Below are 17050 nucleotides of genomic sequence, written 5' to 3' on the forward strand. Positions count from 1 at the left end.
CACTTATAAGCAGGCTTAAGCTATCCGTGGCTCAACAAAACCGCTATACCCAGTTCATACTCAATAAGACGTTGCCGACCATTCTGTCGATTGCAACGGCAACCCTTATTGTATTGAGCTCCGGCATCTGGTGGATGGTCGACCGGAATATGCAGGACCGGCACCAGGAGCGGGTCGAAGCGGTGATTGAATCCTTTGATGCAGCCGTGAGCATGGAGCTTGAGCACGTACAGGCCATCGCCAATACGCCGCTGATTACTCAGGCCATTGATGACCCTAACGGCCTCTCCCGCTTCTATTTGAATTCTTACCTGGCTTCAGTTGATATCAACCGTTCATTCCAGACGGCCATCAGCGCCTACCATTCTGACGGGCGGCTATTCTCCACCAACCGCACGCTGAACGTTCGCTACTACAACCCGGTCACCGATGAGCCGTGGTTTGTTCAGGTGGTCAGCCACCAGAAGCCGGCGGTATCGGTCTCGGTTGAAGGCATCATCGCCGCAGCGCCGATCATCATCGACGATCAGATGCGCGGAGTGGTCATCTCAGAGTTAAACCATCTGGGCCCCTGGTTCAGCTTCAGCTTTGATGAGGCTGCCGTGCTGATTCTCGATGAGCAGAACAACATTCTTTACAGCTCCAACGAGCAGTGGTTCCCGCCGCTGAATACGCTCAGCAGTGTGCTCAACCCCCGATGGCGCTCGGTAAAGTCAGCCAGCCACGACGGCTTTACTATTCTCAGCCTTGAAGACAGGTCTCTGCTCTCGCGCGAGCTGGGCGAGTTTTACTTCTTTCTGCTGCTGGCAACCGCGGTCATCTTCGTCAGTGGCATCATCTGCGCCAGTGTTGCCGGAAGCATTTCAGAAAGAATCATCGGTGAATTTATTCGCTCCGTAGAGCACCTGGAAAAGCATCAGGAACTGGGGGCTCTGAACCATCAGGTCTTTGGCATCAAAGAGATCCAGCATCTGAGAACCAAATTCCAAAAACTGCTCAATAACCTGGTTGCCAGCAACCTATCGAAGGAGCGGGTTTCGGCCCTGATGAACTCGCTCAATGACCTGTTGGTGGTATTTGATCTGGATGGCAACCCGATACTGAGCAACAAGGCATTTGATGATTTCTTCACCGACAAAGAATTTGTTAACCCCGACATCATGTCCTTTCTGTTTCAGAACGAAGAGGACCCGCTCGACCTGTTAAACATGAATGTGTCGCTAGAGCCTTTTGAGCGCGAATACACCAGTGGCATCTTCGTACAGAAACGCTTCATCGTGAACTGGAAGCGCAACCCGCTGAATGATGAACAGGGGCGAGTCATCGGGGCTATCTTTGTGGGTCAGGATGTCACCGAATCGAGCGAGCTGACCACTGAAAACAAACTGAAAGAAGCGGCGATCGACGGTGCGGATTCCGGTGTCATGATTCTGGAAACAGACATCAATACTGCGCGCATTCGCTATACCAACTCGTCGTTCCATAAGCTTACCGGTATCCGCAAAGAACTGTTGGCGAATAGAGACATCAACCTGTACGACTCCAGGTTGTTTCCTGAAGATTCTCTGGTGCGTATCAAAAAGGCCATTGAACAAAATCAGTCCACGATTGAAATCATCAATATCCGGTTTATCCATGGCATCAATGGCCATATTGAATTCAACTTCAGCCCAATCCCTGTTCACAGCTCTGCCAGAACCCATTTTTACCTGTGCATTCTGAAGGATGTGACTCAGCAGCAGATGACGTCCAAGCTGCTGATTGACGCCAAAAAGCGCGCCGAGGAATCCGCTCAGCTTAAGTCGGCCTTTCTTGCCAGCATGAGCCACGAAATAAGAACGCCGATGAATGGTGTCACCGGCATGCTTGGTATTCTCAGTGATACCCCGCTGACCGCAGAGCAGCTGAACTATGTACGCATTGCGCAGGGCAGTGCTGAATCACTGCTGCATATCATCAACGACATTCTCGACTTCTCCAAGCTGGAAGCCGGCAAGGCGTCGATTGAAAGTGTCGATTTTAACCTCTGCGAAATGCTCGAAAACTTCATCGATTCCATGGCCCACCTTGCGCACAATAAGGGGCTGGAACTGGTGCTCGACATGTCGCAGCTTGAACACTGCATGATCATGGGCGACCCCGGCCGGTTGCGGCAGATACTCACCAACCTGGTTGGCAACGCCATCAAGTTTACCCAGCAGGGCGACATTCTGGTTAAGGCCGAACTGCACAGGAGCACACCGATCACAACCCGGCTGGAAATCACCGTTACCGACAGTGGGCGTGGCATTCCCAAGGAATACCAGCAAACGCTCTTTGAGCCTTTCACCCAGGTTGATTCGAAATCCAATGAGTCAATAAAAGGCACCGGCCTGGGGCTGGCCATCGTCAAGCAGCTGGTTGAGAACATGAAAGGTCATATCAGCCTGCGCAGTGAACCGGGCAAAGGCAGCTCCTTCAACTTCTATGTTCAGGTGAAGCCGAGCAAGCTGGTTGCGCCGCTGATTGAAAGCCACAACCTCCAAAGCAAAAAAGTGCTGTTGGTCGATGATAATACGCTTTCCCGAAACATCATCTGCAAACTGCTAAAGCATTGGGGCATTCAGATTGTCAGTTTTGAAAGCGGCAGCGATGCCCTGAGCTTTATGCAGCAACAGGCAGAGAACGAATTTGACGGCGCCATTATTGATTCCGATATGCCCGGCATGAGTGGTATGGAACTGGGCCGAAAACTGAAAGGTCTCGACAAAACGAACAGCCTGCCGATGCTGCTGATGACCTCCTTCCGGAACCAGCCGGCTTCCAAAGCCATTAAGCGGGCCGGTTTCAGTGGTTACTTCTCCAAACCGGTCAAGGCACACAACCTGGCCGACGCACTGAACCTTCTGTGGAATAAAGAAGAAGCCTCAACCAGGGTCATTACCGATAAACTGATTCATCAGCTTCGTCAGGATTCTGCCTTCAGCAGAAGCTACCGCGTACTGTTGGTTGAAGACAACCTGGTCAACCAGATGATCTCGAAGAAATTTATTGAATCACTGGGGCTCACCACCGTGATAAAAGCCGACGGGCAACAGGCAATCGATGCGTTAAAGAATGACACCGAAACCTTCGATCTGGTGGTCATGGATTGCCAGATGCCGGTTATTGATGGCTTTGAAGCGGCACGCCTGATCCGGCGCGGTGACGCAGGCGATAAGTACAAAGACATCATCATTATCGCGATGACCGCCAATGTCTTGGAAGAAGATAAAGAACGCTGCATACAAGCCGGTATGAGTGACTACCTGCCGAAGCCGCTGCGCCGTGAGCAGCTCGCTAAAACGCTGAAAAATTGGTTGGAGTAATTCAGTACGGTAAGGCCCGCTAAACTTACACAGCTGATACTAATTACTGTTCCCCCGCGCCTATGCTATTAACCCGGCTTCGCTATAATAGCCCGCCGTAAAAACAGCAGTACAACTCTCGTCGCTGCTGCTAACATTTCTATTAAGTCACTTTGCCAGAACCACAGGAGCTTCACGTATGGCCGACGATTTATCCAGCCTGATCAATGAAGTCACTGACGCAACCCTTCCGGATCAGGAAATCCTCATTGGTAAAATGCTGGTGCAGCGTGACTTTGAAGACGTAGCGCTCCTGCTCGAATCCTTGCCGCTGGAACAGCGACTTGAAACCTGGAACAGCATTCCTGTCGACAAACGCATCGATGTTCTGGTGGTTATGCGTCGCGACCCGCGGGAAAGCCTGCTCGAAGAAATGTCGCTGAACGATCTCGATGCACTGTTCGAAAACATCGAGCCGGATGAACTGGTCGAGCTGTCAGAATCCCTGCCTACACGAATCGTTGCCCGCGCACTGCAGGCAATGGATTCCAAACAGCAGAAGTTTTTCGAGGTTACCCAGCAGTATGCCGACGAACATGCCGGCCGCTGGATCAATCAGGGCTTTCTGACGCTGCCACAAAATGCAAAGGTGCGGGATGCCCTGCGCCTGTTACGACGCGATATTGCCAAGTACATCGACGCGGTTTTTCTGGTCGACCGGCTGGGCCACTTCATCGCCGCGGTGCGTGTTTCTGCAGTGATTGGTGCGCCGGATCACGTGCCGCTTTCAGACCTCGATGAGGATGATTTCGCCACCATCACCGCAGAGGATGATGCCTTCGACTCCGCATTGAAAGTACAGAAGAGCGGCTTTTCAGCGCTGCCGGTTATTAACGCCAAAGGTGTACTGATTGGCCGCTTGGATATCGGCACCGCCAGCGAGATTGTCAACGAAGACTATGAACGAAAAATGATGGCCAGCGCCGGTATGGATGAAGACGAAGACTTATTCTCGCCGGTCATCAGCAGTGCAAAAAACCGGGCGGTTTGGCTGGGTATTAATTTATTAACGGCCTTTGCTGCTTCGTGGTTTATTGGCCTGTTTGAAGCGACGCTGCAGCAGGTGGTCACCCTGGCGGTATTAATGCCCATCGTCGCCAGTATGGGTGGCATTGCCGGAAGCCAAACACTCACGCTGGTGATTCGTGGCTTAGCGCTTGGCCAGGTCAGTACTGCCAACCGTAAGGCGCTGCTTTCCAAAGAGGTTCGTGTCGGCGGTTTAAATGGTGTGATCTGGGCGCTGGTAATCGGCATTGTCGTGGCCTTCTGGTTTAGCAGCCCATTGATCGGCCTGGTGATCTCTCTGGCCATTTTAATGAATATTGTCTCGGCTGCCTTTGTTGGCGTGCTGATACCGGTCGCGCTGGATAAACTGAAACTAGACCCGGCGTTATCCGGCTCAGTTATTTTAACAACCGTGACCGACATCGTCGGCTTCGTGGCATTTCTGGGCTTGGGCGCGCTGATTCTTACCTGATCATATAATTGACAACGGCAACTATCTTCCCTAGGTTTAAATGGCGATTCAAAGACTTGAATTATTTTAAATAAGACTAATATGAATGCCATTGCTTTAGCTGTATTTCGCAGTTTACTGCTGCTTGGATTTGTTTTTCCCGCCAAACTGATGGCGCAAGTTAACCCGGTAATGCAGTGGCAGCAGAGCAACGGCTTCAGCAAAATAACGATCATTTTATCTGTTCTTTTATTATCGGCGCTCGCTGCAATTTCTATTGCCTGGCACATGGCACAGCGGCGCACACTCAAAAACTTAACCCGCCAACTTAGCCACGAAACCGAGCTGCGAAAAAAAGCCGAAAGCAGTCAGGCGATGCGCGAAAACCTGCTCGCCGGTGCGGTCTTCGCCTATACCTCCGAAGGCATTGTGATTACCGATGCCAACGCAAACATCATCGACGCCAACACATCGTTCGAGCGGTTAACGGGTTACAGCAAAGAAGAAGCCCTTGGCAGAAACCCGAATTTTTTGCAGTCCGGCCAGCATGATGAATCTTTCTATAAAAAAATGTGGGCGCAGCTGAAAGCTTCCGGCTACTGGCGCGGAGAGATTTGGAACCGTCGAAAAAGCGGAGCGCTCTACCCTGAACTGTTGACCATTAACAGCATCAGGGACGAACACAACCGGGTCACCAACTATATCGCCATCTTTTCAGACATCAGCCAGCTAAAGATGACCGAAAAGCGTCTCGATAAGCTGGCCTATTTCGACCAGGTTACGGATTTACCCAACCGGATTCATCTGACCGACCGCCTGGATCAGGCCATCCTTCACTCACAAATCAATAACCTGCAGCTGGCGATTATATTTCTCGACCTCGACCGTTTTAAAAGCATCAACGAAAGCTTTGGCCACGCCGCCGGTGACGAGCTGCTGCGGCAAATCAGTAAGCGGCTGAAAGCAACCCTGCGCGCTGTCGATACGGTTGCACGCATCAGCAGCGATGAGTTTGTAATGTTGATTCAACACATCAGCAGTCGTGAAGAAGTGCAAACCATCGTCAACAAGCTCATGGCTACTTTTGAGATCCCCTTCAATATCGAAAATCGGCCTTACAACCAGACGGCCAGCATTGGCATCAGCGTTTACCCCGACGACGGCAGCAACACCTCCGAGCTGTTGCGCTCGGCAGACAGCGCCATGTACCTGGCAAAGAATGAAGGCCGAAACACCTTCCGCTTCTTCGACAAGAGTGACATTCGGCTGACCGAAAAACGCATCCGGCTGGAGATTGCACTGCAACGCGCAGCGAAGAAAAACGAATTCAGTCTGGCCTACCAGCCTCAGTACGAGCTCAGCAGCAAACGGATTATCGGTTTGGAAGCACTGATACGCTGGCACAACCCGGCTCTGGGTGATATTCCGCCCTCACAGTTTATTCCGGTGGCTGAACAGAACGGTAAGATCCGCGAGGTCGGTCGCTGGGTGCTGGAAACCGCCTGCCAACAGGGCGCAGACTGGGCACGCAAAGGCATCGATTTTGGGCGCATATCGGTCAATATTTCCGGTATACAACTGCATGAAAATAATTTTGATGAGCTGGTGAAGAAGGTGCTGGTAAAAACCGGCCTGCAACCATCCTGCCTGGAACTGGAGGTGACCGAGTCTGTTGTGATGAACCGCATCGATGCCGGCATTAGCCAACTGAACCGGCTGCGAAAGCTGGGCGTTAAAATTGCTATTGACGATTTCGGTACTGGCTATTCCTCGCTGGAGTACCTGAAGAAGCTGCCGATCGATAAACTCAAGCTTGACCGTTCGTTCGTGAAGGACATACCCGGCGATCAGGACGACCTGGCCATTTCCAGAGCCGTGATCTCGATGGGCAAGGCGCTGGGGCTGGAGGTTGTGGCCGAAGGCATTGAAACCATCGAGCAGAATAGCACGCTGCTGGAATCCGGATGCGCCTTTGGCCAGGGCTACTGGTTCAGCAAACCCCAAAGCGCCGAACAGATATATGAATTCATCCGCAAGGCCAAATCCGCTTCTTAACTACCGGCAGTCGCATAATGACCCTGACGGCACAAAGCAGCAAGTACCGGTAAAGAGATACAAAAAAGGCAGCCTTAGCTGCCATTCATTCTGTACCTAAAAAGCTCAGAGCTTCTTCGGCTTAAAGGTGACGGGAATAATAAACGACATCACAATCAAAACAATCGAGCCAATCAGCTGGGGAATCCAGAACATCGTTGAAGGCCCGATCCAGCGGTTCATGAAAAAGCCGGAGACCACACCCACGACCATAATCGAACGCTTATAAGACAATGGAATTCTGCCCAGCGGATTGCCAGCCAGATCACAGGTGAGCATAAAAGAGGCAAACAAGCCAATGAACAGACCGAACGCCTGCAGAACCAGCGCGGCTTTATTTCCCGCAATCAGGCCAAACTGCTCATAGGCTTCATCATAGATAACGCCGCAGCCAGTCAAAAACAAAATCACGCTGGGGGCAAAGACAATAAGAGAATACAGATATAGCAGCTTTCTACTGAGCATTGTGCGTCCTGATCGGTCTGTTTTATTTTCGGGACGGCTATGATGCCAGATAACGCGCAGGCCTTACAGATGCAAGGCCCGGCAATTAAGCAGATAACACTACGACTGGCCGCTCAATAGACGCTCAGCCGAGAGGCCAGATCACTGAAGGCTTTTGCCTGAGCCGACAGTTCTTTGCTGAACCGGTCAGACTGCTCGGAATTACGCTTAAAGCGCTCGGACAACGATTTAGATTCCGCCACCACGTTAATCACTTCCTGCAGGCTGCCGGCCTGTGACTCGGTCGCCGATTTAATGTTTTGATTCATGCGATCCAGCTCATCAATTGAAGAGAAAATAAGCCGCAGCGATTCACTGGCATCCTGACCGGCCTGGGCATTCTGTGCTGCCTGCTCCTGGTTTCTGCTGATCAGCTGAACGGTTTCGTTCGCCTTGTTCTGTAAATCCTGAATCATCGATTCAATCTGGCTGACAGAATCCTGAGTGCGCGATGCCAGCGTTCTTACCTCATCGGCAACCACGGCGAAGCCCCTGCCCTGCTCACCGGCCCGGGCCGCTTCAATGGCCGCATTCAGCGCCAGCAGGTTGGTTTGCTCGGCAATACTCTGAATCACAGAGATAACATCACTGATTTTGTTACTGCTTTCGGCCAGCTCATTGACGGTGCTCTTGGCGCTGTCCATCCGTTCAGCCAGCTCTTGCGCAGACACTAGCGAGCTTTCCAGAAGCTTGTCACCCTTTTCCGCCTGTACTTTTACTTCGCTGGAAACCTCAGACGCTTGGGTCGTTTCAACCGCAACACTCTGGCCTAAAGCGGTGAGGTGGTCTATTGAGCTGATGACGACATCGGTTCCTTCAGACTGTTTAACCGATTGCTGCTGAACATCGTCCGTCACGTAGGTCAGTGCGTGAGCATAGGCTGAAACCTGCATTCCGGCAGAGGTGATAGCCCTCAGTGACTCGCCCAGTTGATTGACAATATCGGCTGCGGCATGGGATATCTGGCCGAACTCGTCATCATTGCTGGTCTGTACCTTGCGGGAGAAATCGCCCGCTGCGATAGCCTGCAGCTCGACCGACAGGTAACGTGCAGGGGCGACGATTCGGGTTTGCCCCACCACTAGCAGCAGCACCAGCATAATCAGGAAGCATGCCGCAAACAGGTATACCAGCGTATTGCTCAGGGCAATATCGCTGAGCTCATGGTCTATATCCGTCTGAATGCTGCTTTGCAGCGCCTCGAACAAACCTTCCAGCGCGTCGTTGATGACAACAACGCGGGTATCAAAACTCGCCATCATGGTATTACCCTGCGCCGGGCCGCCTTCAATATAGGCATTGGCCATGGTGATGCCTTCCTGGTAATAGGCATCAAATGCAGGCAACAATGCCCGATATGCAGATTGGTTTTCCGGGTTCAGCTGGATTAAGCGATTTATGGTCTGGCGGAAGCCCTCCGCCGACTGCGCAGCTTCATCAAAGCCATCGTCAAGGCCATTCTGGCCGCGGGTCGCGCTGATGTCTGTCAGCCATTGCTGTACCTGCACCGCATGGAAACGGGCATCGTTAACCAGCTGCACGGTTGGAATCAGTATTTCAGAGTTGTACAGCAGATCCTCACGCAGGGTTTTGCCCTGCTTCAGCATGAGTACACTCTGCACTGCGATTAATACCAAAAACAATGCGGCAAAGATTTGCAGCAATTGAGAAATTCGAATCGACTTCATAGATCTATACTCAGTTATTGAATCTGTTTAACTGAGCGTAGATGACAAGCCCCACGAGTTCAAAGCCAGATAGCGCCGGATATTGACCCGGCACCGGCATCGCCGTTTAACGGAAAAGGGGTTTTATTCGGTTTACTGCTCAGACCTGCGCGCTACATCAACGGAGACACTCAGGCTCTGACTGTCTCCGCCATCAAAGATGACCCCCTGCAATGGGGTGATATCGGAATAGTCACGCCCCCAGGCGGTGATGATGTGCTGATCATCGGGCATGCTGTTGTTGGTTGGATCAAAATCAACCCAACCCAGCTCAGGGATAAACAGAGATACCCAGGCGTGAGAGGCATCGGCACCGACCAGGCGCTCCTGACCGGGCGGTGGCAGGGTTTCGATATAGCCGCTGACATAACGCGCCGGGAAGCCCAGTGAACGCAACACGCCCACCTGAAAGTGGGCAAAATCCTGACAGACGCCACGCTTGTTCTCGATCACTTCCGCCAGCGGTGTTGCCACCGTGGTGGAGGTAGGGTCGAAGGTAAACTCGTCAAAGATTTTGGTCGTTAAATCCATCGCTGCACGCAGCAAAGGCTTGTCTGCGGCAAACAGCGGCCAACCGAAATCTGCCAGCTCCTTCGACTTTTTAATCATGGGCGAGCTCAGCTGAAACTCTTTGATTTCGATGTATTCCGGCCGCTCCGAACGCTTCAGCAGGGCAATGGAATCACGGCAGGTTGGGCTGGTATCCAGCGCACCAACCACATTGCTGCGACTGACTTCAATATCGCTGCTGACATCAATCACCAGCTTCTCATGCGGCTCCTGAACGGAAAAATAAAAGCTGGTATTGCCAAAATAATCACGACGACTGCGCTGATACGCCGGCGTTGGAGAAACCGAGATACGGGTCGATTTAATCCGCTGTCGATCGGTATTGCGCGGCAACAGGTGCGCGATGTTGTAGCACAGCGTTACCGGCGCAGCATATTGATATTCGGTTAGGTGGCGAACTCGGTATTTCATGCTTCCAACTCCCAGTTCGGGCTGAAGATCTGATGCGGTTTGGTCATATGATCGAAGTACTTATCACTGATGAAGCCGGTGTATTGTTCGAGCTGATGGATCAGGGTCTGCATCAGTTCATCCAGCTTTTCGCGGCGATTGGTTTTTTCACTCAGGCCGGAAAGCTCGTGCAGGTCGCTCAGCTGCATATCGGCCAGCGACTTCGACAGCACCTTAAGCTCGTGGCTCATAGCCCGGGCAGAGGTCGTGGAGCGTGGCAGCCTCATGGTGTGCTTATTCAGGGCATCAATCTGGTAGAACAGTGAGCGCGGGTTGGTTTCATCGAGCATGAGTAAATCCAGCCCGTAGTAAACATCGTAACGGGTTCGGTAGCGGCGACGGAATGAAATCAGCGCCTCAACACTGAGCAGGACGGATTCCAGCACGCGCTGCATATCGTAGGCGCTTAAGCCTTCGGTCAGTGTTGACTGCAACAGGGTTGCAGTCTGAATCGCCCGCTCAACGCGCCGGCCAATCGCCTGAAAACGCCAGTCGATGCCGCGCATCATGCTTTCGTGGTTCAAGCCGGAGAGCGCCAGCAGTGAGGTGACGATATCGTCCAGCGCTTCCTGCGGTGCGGTTGGCATGCCCTTGGCGAACAGTTTTTCCAGGCGGCCCATATCATCACGAAGATCGTTGACAATCTTACGGGTATCGGCAGAAAGCATCTCCCGCACTTCTTCGCTGCAGTTAAGCATCGAGTTGATGTTGGCCTTGACTGAACCCGGGCGATTGCCATCAATAATCAGTGAGATCAGCTCTGCATCGGCATTTTTGATGGCAGCATTACCCTCTGCGCAAAAGCCCGGTAAGCTGCCGGTCTGCACAGACAGAGCCTTCAACAGTACGTCACGCGAAGCCTCTGGCAACGGGTCGCTGTCCTGAAGCTGATGAAAGACGGTACGCAACAGCCGAATGACGGTCTCCGCACGTTCGGAATATCGCCCCATCCAGAACAGATTTTCGATAACGCGGCTCGGCAGGTTATTCTGCAGGTCGATATCGGTCAGAATATCCTGGTGCTCGTCGATCAGGCTGAAATAGGTTTCAGGCGCATCCGACAGCACCCAAATATCTTTACTCTTTACCTCATGCCGGGTGTCGACGTACTCCTGTGCCGCATGCTGCTTGGTAACACGCGCCAGGCCGCCGGGCATGGCAAAGTATGAATCGAGATTCGAAACCGTGAAGGTACGAATGATGGTTGGGCAGGAAACAATCTTACCCTGCTGCCAGGTAGGGCTGTGTGAGGCCTTCAGATAAGATTGCGCCACATAGAGATGCGGGTTGCGGGCAATGCGCACCAGCAGCTGGGCTTTCTGCTCTTCGGTTAATTCCCGACCATAAATGCTTCGGCTGTTATCGCGCCGTACCGCCGGCTTAATAATCAGGTTACTCAGATTATGGGTGACATAGGCGTAGTCATCGGTATCACCGCACCACCAGGATTCAACCGATTTGACGGCCAGATCGTGGCCCAGGAAGTGCTGAGCAATTTGCGGTAAAAACTTCAGCAGGGCCGGGGTTTCCAGAATGCCGGAGCCCAGCGGATTGGCGACAATGACATTACCCTCACGCACCACTTCCAGCAGGCCTGGTACACCACCGCGACCACCGGAGGACAGCTCCACCTGATCGCAATAAACGTCGTCAACCCGGCGCAGAATTACATCCACCTGCTGCAGGCCACCCAGGGCTTTCAGCCACACCCGGCCATTACGCACGGTCAGGTCGGTGCCCTGAACCAGGCTGTAGCCGAGGTAATTGGACAGGTAAGCCTGTTCAAAGTGACTGCTGCTGTTGGCGCCGGTCGTTAACACCACCACCCGGGGGTTGGGGTTCAAGCGGCGACCCAGCGAGGTCAGCGTTTGCCGTAGGCGATAAAAATAATGCGACAGCCGGTGTACATTGCTGTCGCGGAACATATCCGGTAAAACCCGAGACAATACCCGGCGGTTTTCCAGCGCATAGCCGCTGCCGGTCGGTGCCTGGGTTCGGTCACCAACGACGGTAAATTCGCCATCCAGACCACGCACCATATTCATTGCGTGCATCAGCAGCTGGTTTTCCCCCGGCAACGAAACACCCTGACACTGGCGTAAAAAGCCCGGGTGCCCGTATATGACCTCCGCCGGCACAATGCCGCGCCTGATCAGCTCACGGTCACCGTAAATATCTTTCAGGATCAGATTCATCAGCTGCGAGCGCTCGACCATCGCAGCTTCCAGTCGCGTCCATTCCTCACTGCCTAACAGGTACGGAAACGGGTCCAACGACCAGGTACTGGTTTGCAGCGGATTTTCAGTGCGGTTATAGGTTGCGCCGTCATCCCGGAGTATATCCTGGGCTTTTCGCTGTCGGTCGGCGAACTGGGTTAACCCTGCCCGGTTCATGCTGTCGACAAAATATCGCCAATGCGGTTTTGACTCGCCGGGGTTTAGAAATACCTCATCAAACGCCTGGTCAGGTGTTTGATACCAGGAGGCAATCTCACTGTTGTCAGAAAATAAAGGCTTACCGGATGGTAAGCCTTGCTTTTGATCTTGCATAGAATGTTCACTGCGTCGCGTGATTATCAGAAACTAGTATACTGCTTCCGCAGGTCAAGTGTATGAGGATATTCGCCTGCCGGTTCTTCGACCGGTGGTTTCATGGCAAATGGCTCTCTGTGGTTTGGGAAGAAATCACGCAAGGCATCGAATTCCGGCTTCGGCTCAATCCGACCCTGAGTGTAGCCATGATCCCAGAAACGGGAAATTCGGCGGGCTTCGGCTTCATAAGCGTTCACCGGCGAATTGTCGTAGCTACGGCCACCCGGGTGCGACACATGGTAAGTACAGCCACCAATTGACTTGCCATTCCAGGTATCGATCAGATCGAATACCAGCGGCGTATCAACGCCCAGCATCGGGTGCAGTGCAGACGGCGGTGCCCAGGCACGGAAGCGAACAGCACCCACATACTCACCCTTCACACCGGTCGACTTAATCGGCACGCGACGGCCATTACACGCCAGCACATAGCGGTCGGTCGTCATACCGGTTAACTTCACCTGCATACGCTCAACGGACGAATCCACATAGCGTGAAGTACCGGATTGAGAAACCTCTTCACCCAACACATGCCAGGGCTCAATCGCCCAGCGCAGCTCAAGTTCAATGTCATCCAGCTGCAGGCGGCCGTAATGCGGGAAGCGGAACTCTTCAAACGGCACCAGCCACTCCAGCTTGAACGGGTAGCCATGCTCGTTCAGGTCTTTCACCACCTCTTTGACATCATTCCAGACAAAGTGCGGCAGCATGAACTTATCGTGCAGCGTTGTTCCCCAGCGTACCAATGGCTTTTTATAGGGCTCTTTCCAGAACCGGGCCAGCAGGCAGCGAATCAGCAGCGCCTGCACCAGCGACATATGCGGGTGCGGTGGCATTTCAAAGCCACGGAACTCCAGAATACCCTGACGGCCACTGGCCGTGCCGGCGGCGTAGAGCTTATCGATACAGAACTCGGAACGGTGGGTGTTACCGGTAATATCGATCAGCAGGTTACGCATCAGCCGGTCAGCCACCCAGGGCTGCTCGATGGTGCCTTTGGGCATCTGCTGGAACGCGATTTCCATTTCGTAAAGCATCTCATCGCGGCCTTCATCCGGGCGTGGTGCCTGTGATGTTGGGCCAATAAACATGCCGGAGAACAGGTAAGACAAGCCCGGGTGATGCTGCCAGAAGGTTACGAAACTCTGCAGTATTTCCGGGCGGCGCAGGAACGGGCTGTCTGCCGGCGTGGCGCCACCCAAGGTAATGTGGTTACCACCACCGGTGCCGGTATGACGGCCATCCTGCATGAATTTCTCAGTACCCAGGCGGGACAGATAAGCCTCTTTGTAAAGCACATCGGTGTTACGGACCAGCTCTTTCCAGCTCGCAGACGGGTGAATATTCACCTCAATCACACCCGGATCAGGCGTTACCTGGAAGCCAATCAGACGCGGGTCGCGTGGTGGCTCATAGCCTTCCAGAACCACCGCCAGTTTCAGCTTCTTCGCCACCAGCTCAATTTTTTCCAGCAGCAGAACGTAGTGCTCCAGATGCGTCAGTGGCGGCAGGAACAAATGCAAGCGGCCTTCACGCACTTCCAAGCACAGGCTGGTGCGTATGGTTGGCTTCAGTACCTTCTTCTCACCTGCCGGTTCCGGCTTTTTATCATGGATGAGGATCGATTCAGCGTCGCCGTGCGCAGCCAGATCTTCCAGCGGTTCAAACGGATCGCGCTCAGGCGTGAACTCATGCTCCTGCATCGGTGCCAGCGAGTTCAGCGGCAGGCGGTAACCCATTGAGGAGTCACCCGGAATCAGCGTGATCAGATCACGGCGCAACTTCCAGTAATCGCTTTGCCAGCTTTCCGTTGTGTCATCCCAGGCCAGTGGCAGCACATAACCCGTGGGGCTATTCAAGCCCTTGGTCAGCAGGCGGGCTAAGCGTCGGCGCTCTAAATCATTGGAAAGATCGGCCGAACGCGGGTCCAGCTCTTCCGGCAGGCTCTGCTCCTGCATCAGATAGTAGAGGGTATCTTCATAAGCCGGCCGCAAGCTCTTTTTCGGTACACTCAGCACCTTAGTCAGCAACATGCCAAATGCCTGCGCCTGTTTGGTGGTATAGCCATAGTCTTTATCGGCGCGCGCCAGATAGCGGGTTTCTTTCCACAGCGGTTGCTTATCTTTGCGCCAGTAGCAGCCCAGAGCCCAACGGGGTACTTCCTCGCCCGGGTACCACTTACCCTGGCCGTAATGCACCACGCCCTTAGGAGCGAAGCGCTTTTTAAGCCGGAGCAACAAATCTTTGGCCAGACGCAGCTTATCGGCACCCAGAGCTGCAGTATTCCACTGGTCTGAATCCATATCCGTTGCCGAAACAAAGGTCGGCTCACCGCCCATGGTCAGGCGGATGTCATTGCTCTTAAATTCTTTATCAACGGACTTACCCAGCGCATTGATGTAATCCCACTCACCATCTATGTAAGGCTTAGTAACACGCGGGTCTTCATGAATGCGGTAAACATTGTTGGAGTAGGAAAACTCAACTTCACATTCACCGGTTGCACCGGTAATGGGTGCTGCGGAGGCCGGCTCTGGCGTACAGGCCAGAGGAATGTGACCTTCACCGGCAAACAGGCCTGAGGTCGGGTCTAAGCCAACCCAGCCAGCGCCGGGTAAGTAAACCTCACACCAGGCGTGCAAATCGGTGAAGTCCTCTTCAGGGCCGGAAGGGCCATCAAGTGATTTAACATCTGAAGTCAGCTGCACCAGATAACCGGAAGCGAAGCGAGCCGCCAAACCGAGTTTGCGCAGAATTTGCACCAGCAGCCAGGAGGTATCGCGGCAAGAGCCCTTTTTCAGGGTCAGCGTTTCCTCGGGTGTTTGCACGCCCGGCTCCAAACGAATGCCATAGCCTATTTCACTGGCCAGACGCTGGTTTAATTCAACCAGAAAGTCATTGGTCGTCCTTTCTTTGCGGTCAATCGAATCTACCCATTCATTCAGCAGCGGGCCGTCTTCAGTGACCTTCAGGTAGGAGGTTAACTCACCCGCCAGTTGCTCGTCGTACTCAAACGGAAATTTCTCTGCGTACTCTTCAACAAAAAAGTCGAATGGGTTAATCACCGTCATATCGGCGATCACTTCCACCTCGAACTTCAGTTCCTTAATTTTTTCCGGGAATACCAACCGTGCCTGATAGTTACCGAACGGGTCCTGCTGCCAATTAACAAAGTGCTGCTCCGGGGTTACCTTCAGAGAATAGCTGTGGATATGATTTCTCGAATGCGGTGCAGGACGCAGACGCAGGATATGTGGATATACATTAGTTAAGCGGTCAAATTTGTAGCTTGTTTTATGCTGCAGAGCGACACGAATGGTCATGCGGCGTCTTCCTCTTTGAAGGCAAACCAGTTTTCAACGATAACTTCGTTGAGCTTAATTAAATCTATTTGCAATTCGTTAAGATAAGAGCGGAAGTCATCAGTTAAATCCTGAGAGCTTTCGATCACGTATTTCAGGCTTTTAATATCCTTAAGCACGGTTCGCACGCTTGCGCTTCTTGGCAGATACTTGGCCGCTCGGTCCATTTGCTCGACACAGTAATAGAAGGTTCTCGGAAACTGCTCATCGTTAAGCAGGTAGTTCACAACATTCGATGCGCGAATGGCCCGGCGCACCGTACGACGATAGGTTAAATAGGCGCTTTGTGAGCGCAGAACCTTCGACCAGATCACCTGGGTTAAATTCACATTGGACTCTTCAAACGGTTCCATCGCCAGGAATGTTCCGGCATCCAGCATCCGGGTGGTCATATCGGCGCGCTCAATGTTGCAACCGAGAATCATAAAGTTCCAGCCGGCATCCCGGGCCATGGCACCGACCAATAAACCAGTGATCATCTGGCAAGACTCGATCACATGCGTCAAGAACTCATGACGCTTGGAGCGATTCACACCCTGCGAGATATTCTCGCGTACATAGATGTAAAGCTCGTTAGTGAGCTCCCAGGTCTCTGATGGAATCACATCGCGCGAGGTGCGTACGTTTTCGCGCAGCATGCGAATAGAAGACATCAGTGAGGCATAGTTGTCGTCATCAGCTAACAAAAACTTGACCACGTTGCGCTCACTCTTCACTTTATAGCGCTCATGGAATTGCTCGGTGCCGCTGTTGATAACGATCAGGTTGTACCAGGAAATGCTGTTTCCACGCGGTAAATCATAAAGCAGGTTGTCGTATACACTGACCAGTCGGGCGGTATTTTCAATTCGCTCAAGGTAGCGGGCCAACCAATAAATTCGTTCTGCAACTCTGGATAACATAATCTGAC

Annotated in this window: 9 protein-coding genes; 3 read left to right on the forward strand and 6 right to left on the reverse strand. The window is 52.8% G+C overall.

The features are described 5' to 3' along the window. The first annotated feature begins 26 nt into the window (after positions 1-26). From BCF53_RS03700 to BCF53_RS03710, 3 genes are all read left to right on the forward strand, one after another. Positions 27-3347 carry a response regulator gene (locus BCF53_RS03700; protein WP_132700019.1) on the forward strand — a complete coding sequence of 1107 codons (3321 nt, stop codon included), beginning with the start codon at positions 27-29 and terminating at the stop codon, positions 3345-3347. A 178-nt stretch (positions 3348-3525) separates the two neighbouring features. Then, the gene (gene mgtE / locus BCF53_RS03705; protein ID WP_132700021.1) at positions 3526-4863 is read left to right on the forward strand and encodes a magnesium transporter; all 1338 of its coding nucleotides are present in this window, start codon (positions 3526-3528) and stop codon (positions 4861-4863) included. A gap of 150 nt (positions 4864-5013) precedes the next feature. Next, positions 5014-6897 (forward strand): putative bifunctional diguanylate cyclase/phosphodiesterase, encoded by a 1884-nt coding sequence (locus BCF53_RS03710; RefSeq protein ID WP_165901798.1) that lies wholly within the window; start codon positions 5014-5016, stop codon positions 6895-6897. A 105-nt stretch (positions 6898-7002) separates the two neighbouring features. Here the strand turns inward: BCF53_RS03710 and BCF53_RS03715 are convergent, their stop codons facing one another. The 6 genes from BCF53_RS03715 to BCF53_RS03740 all read right to left on the reverse strand — a co-directional run bounded on the left by BCF53_RS03715 (position 7003) and on the right by BCF53_RS03740 (position 17042). Beyond that, positions 7003-7401 (reverse strand): hypothetical protein, encoded by a 399-nt coding sequence (locus BCF53_RS03715; protein ID WP_132700025.1) that lies wholly within the window; start codon positions 7399-7401, stop codon positions 7003-7005. A 113-nt stretch (positions 7402-7514) separates the two neighbouring features. Beyond that, positions 7515-9128, reverse strand: a complete 1614-nt coding sequence (locus BCF53_RS03720) for a methyl-accepting chemotaxis protein (RefSeq protein ID WP_132700027.1) — start codon at positions 9126-9128, stop codon at positions 7515-7517. Between the two features lie 132 nt (positions 9129-9260). Next, positions 9261-10148: a transglutaminase family protein gene (locus BCF53_RS03725; RefSeq protein ID WP_132700029.1), complete on the reverse strand. Its 888-nt coding sequence runs from the start codon at positions 10146-10148 to the stop codon at positions 9261-9263. Continuing rightward, positions 10145-12736: a circularly permuted type 2 ATP-grasp protein gene (locus BCF53_RS03730; protein ID WP_132700031.1), complete on the reverse strand. Its 2592-nt coding sequence runs from the start codon at positions 12734-12736 to the stop codon at positions 10145-10147. The genes BCF53_RS03725 and BCF53_RS03730 overlap by 4 nt, the downstream gene beginning before the upstream one ends. Positions 12737-12762: 26 nt before the next feature. Next, entirely contained in the window at positions 12763-16101 is a 3339-nt protein-coding gene (locus BCF53_RS03735) for a transglutaminase family protein (RefSeq protein WP_132700033.1), read from the reverse strand. Then, entirely contained in the window at positions 16098-17042 is a 945-nt protein-coding gene (locus BCF53_RS03740; RefSeq protein WP_132700035.1) for an alpha-E domain-containing protein, read from the reverse strand. The genes BCF53_RS03735 and BCF53_RS03740 overlap by 4 nt, the downstream gene beginning before the upstream one ends. Positions 17043-17050 lie beyond the last annotated feature (8 nt).

This window comes from Reinekea marinisedimentorum, from assembly GCF_004341165.1.
In the GTDB taxonomy this organism is placed as follows: Bacteria; Pseudomonadota; Gammaproteobacteria; order Pseudomonadales; family Natronospirillaceae; genus Reinekea; species Reinekea marinisedimentorum.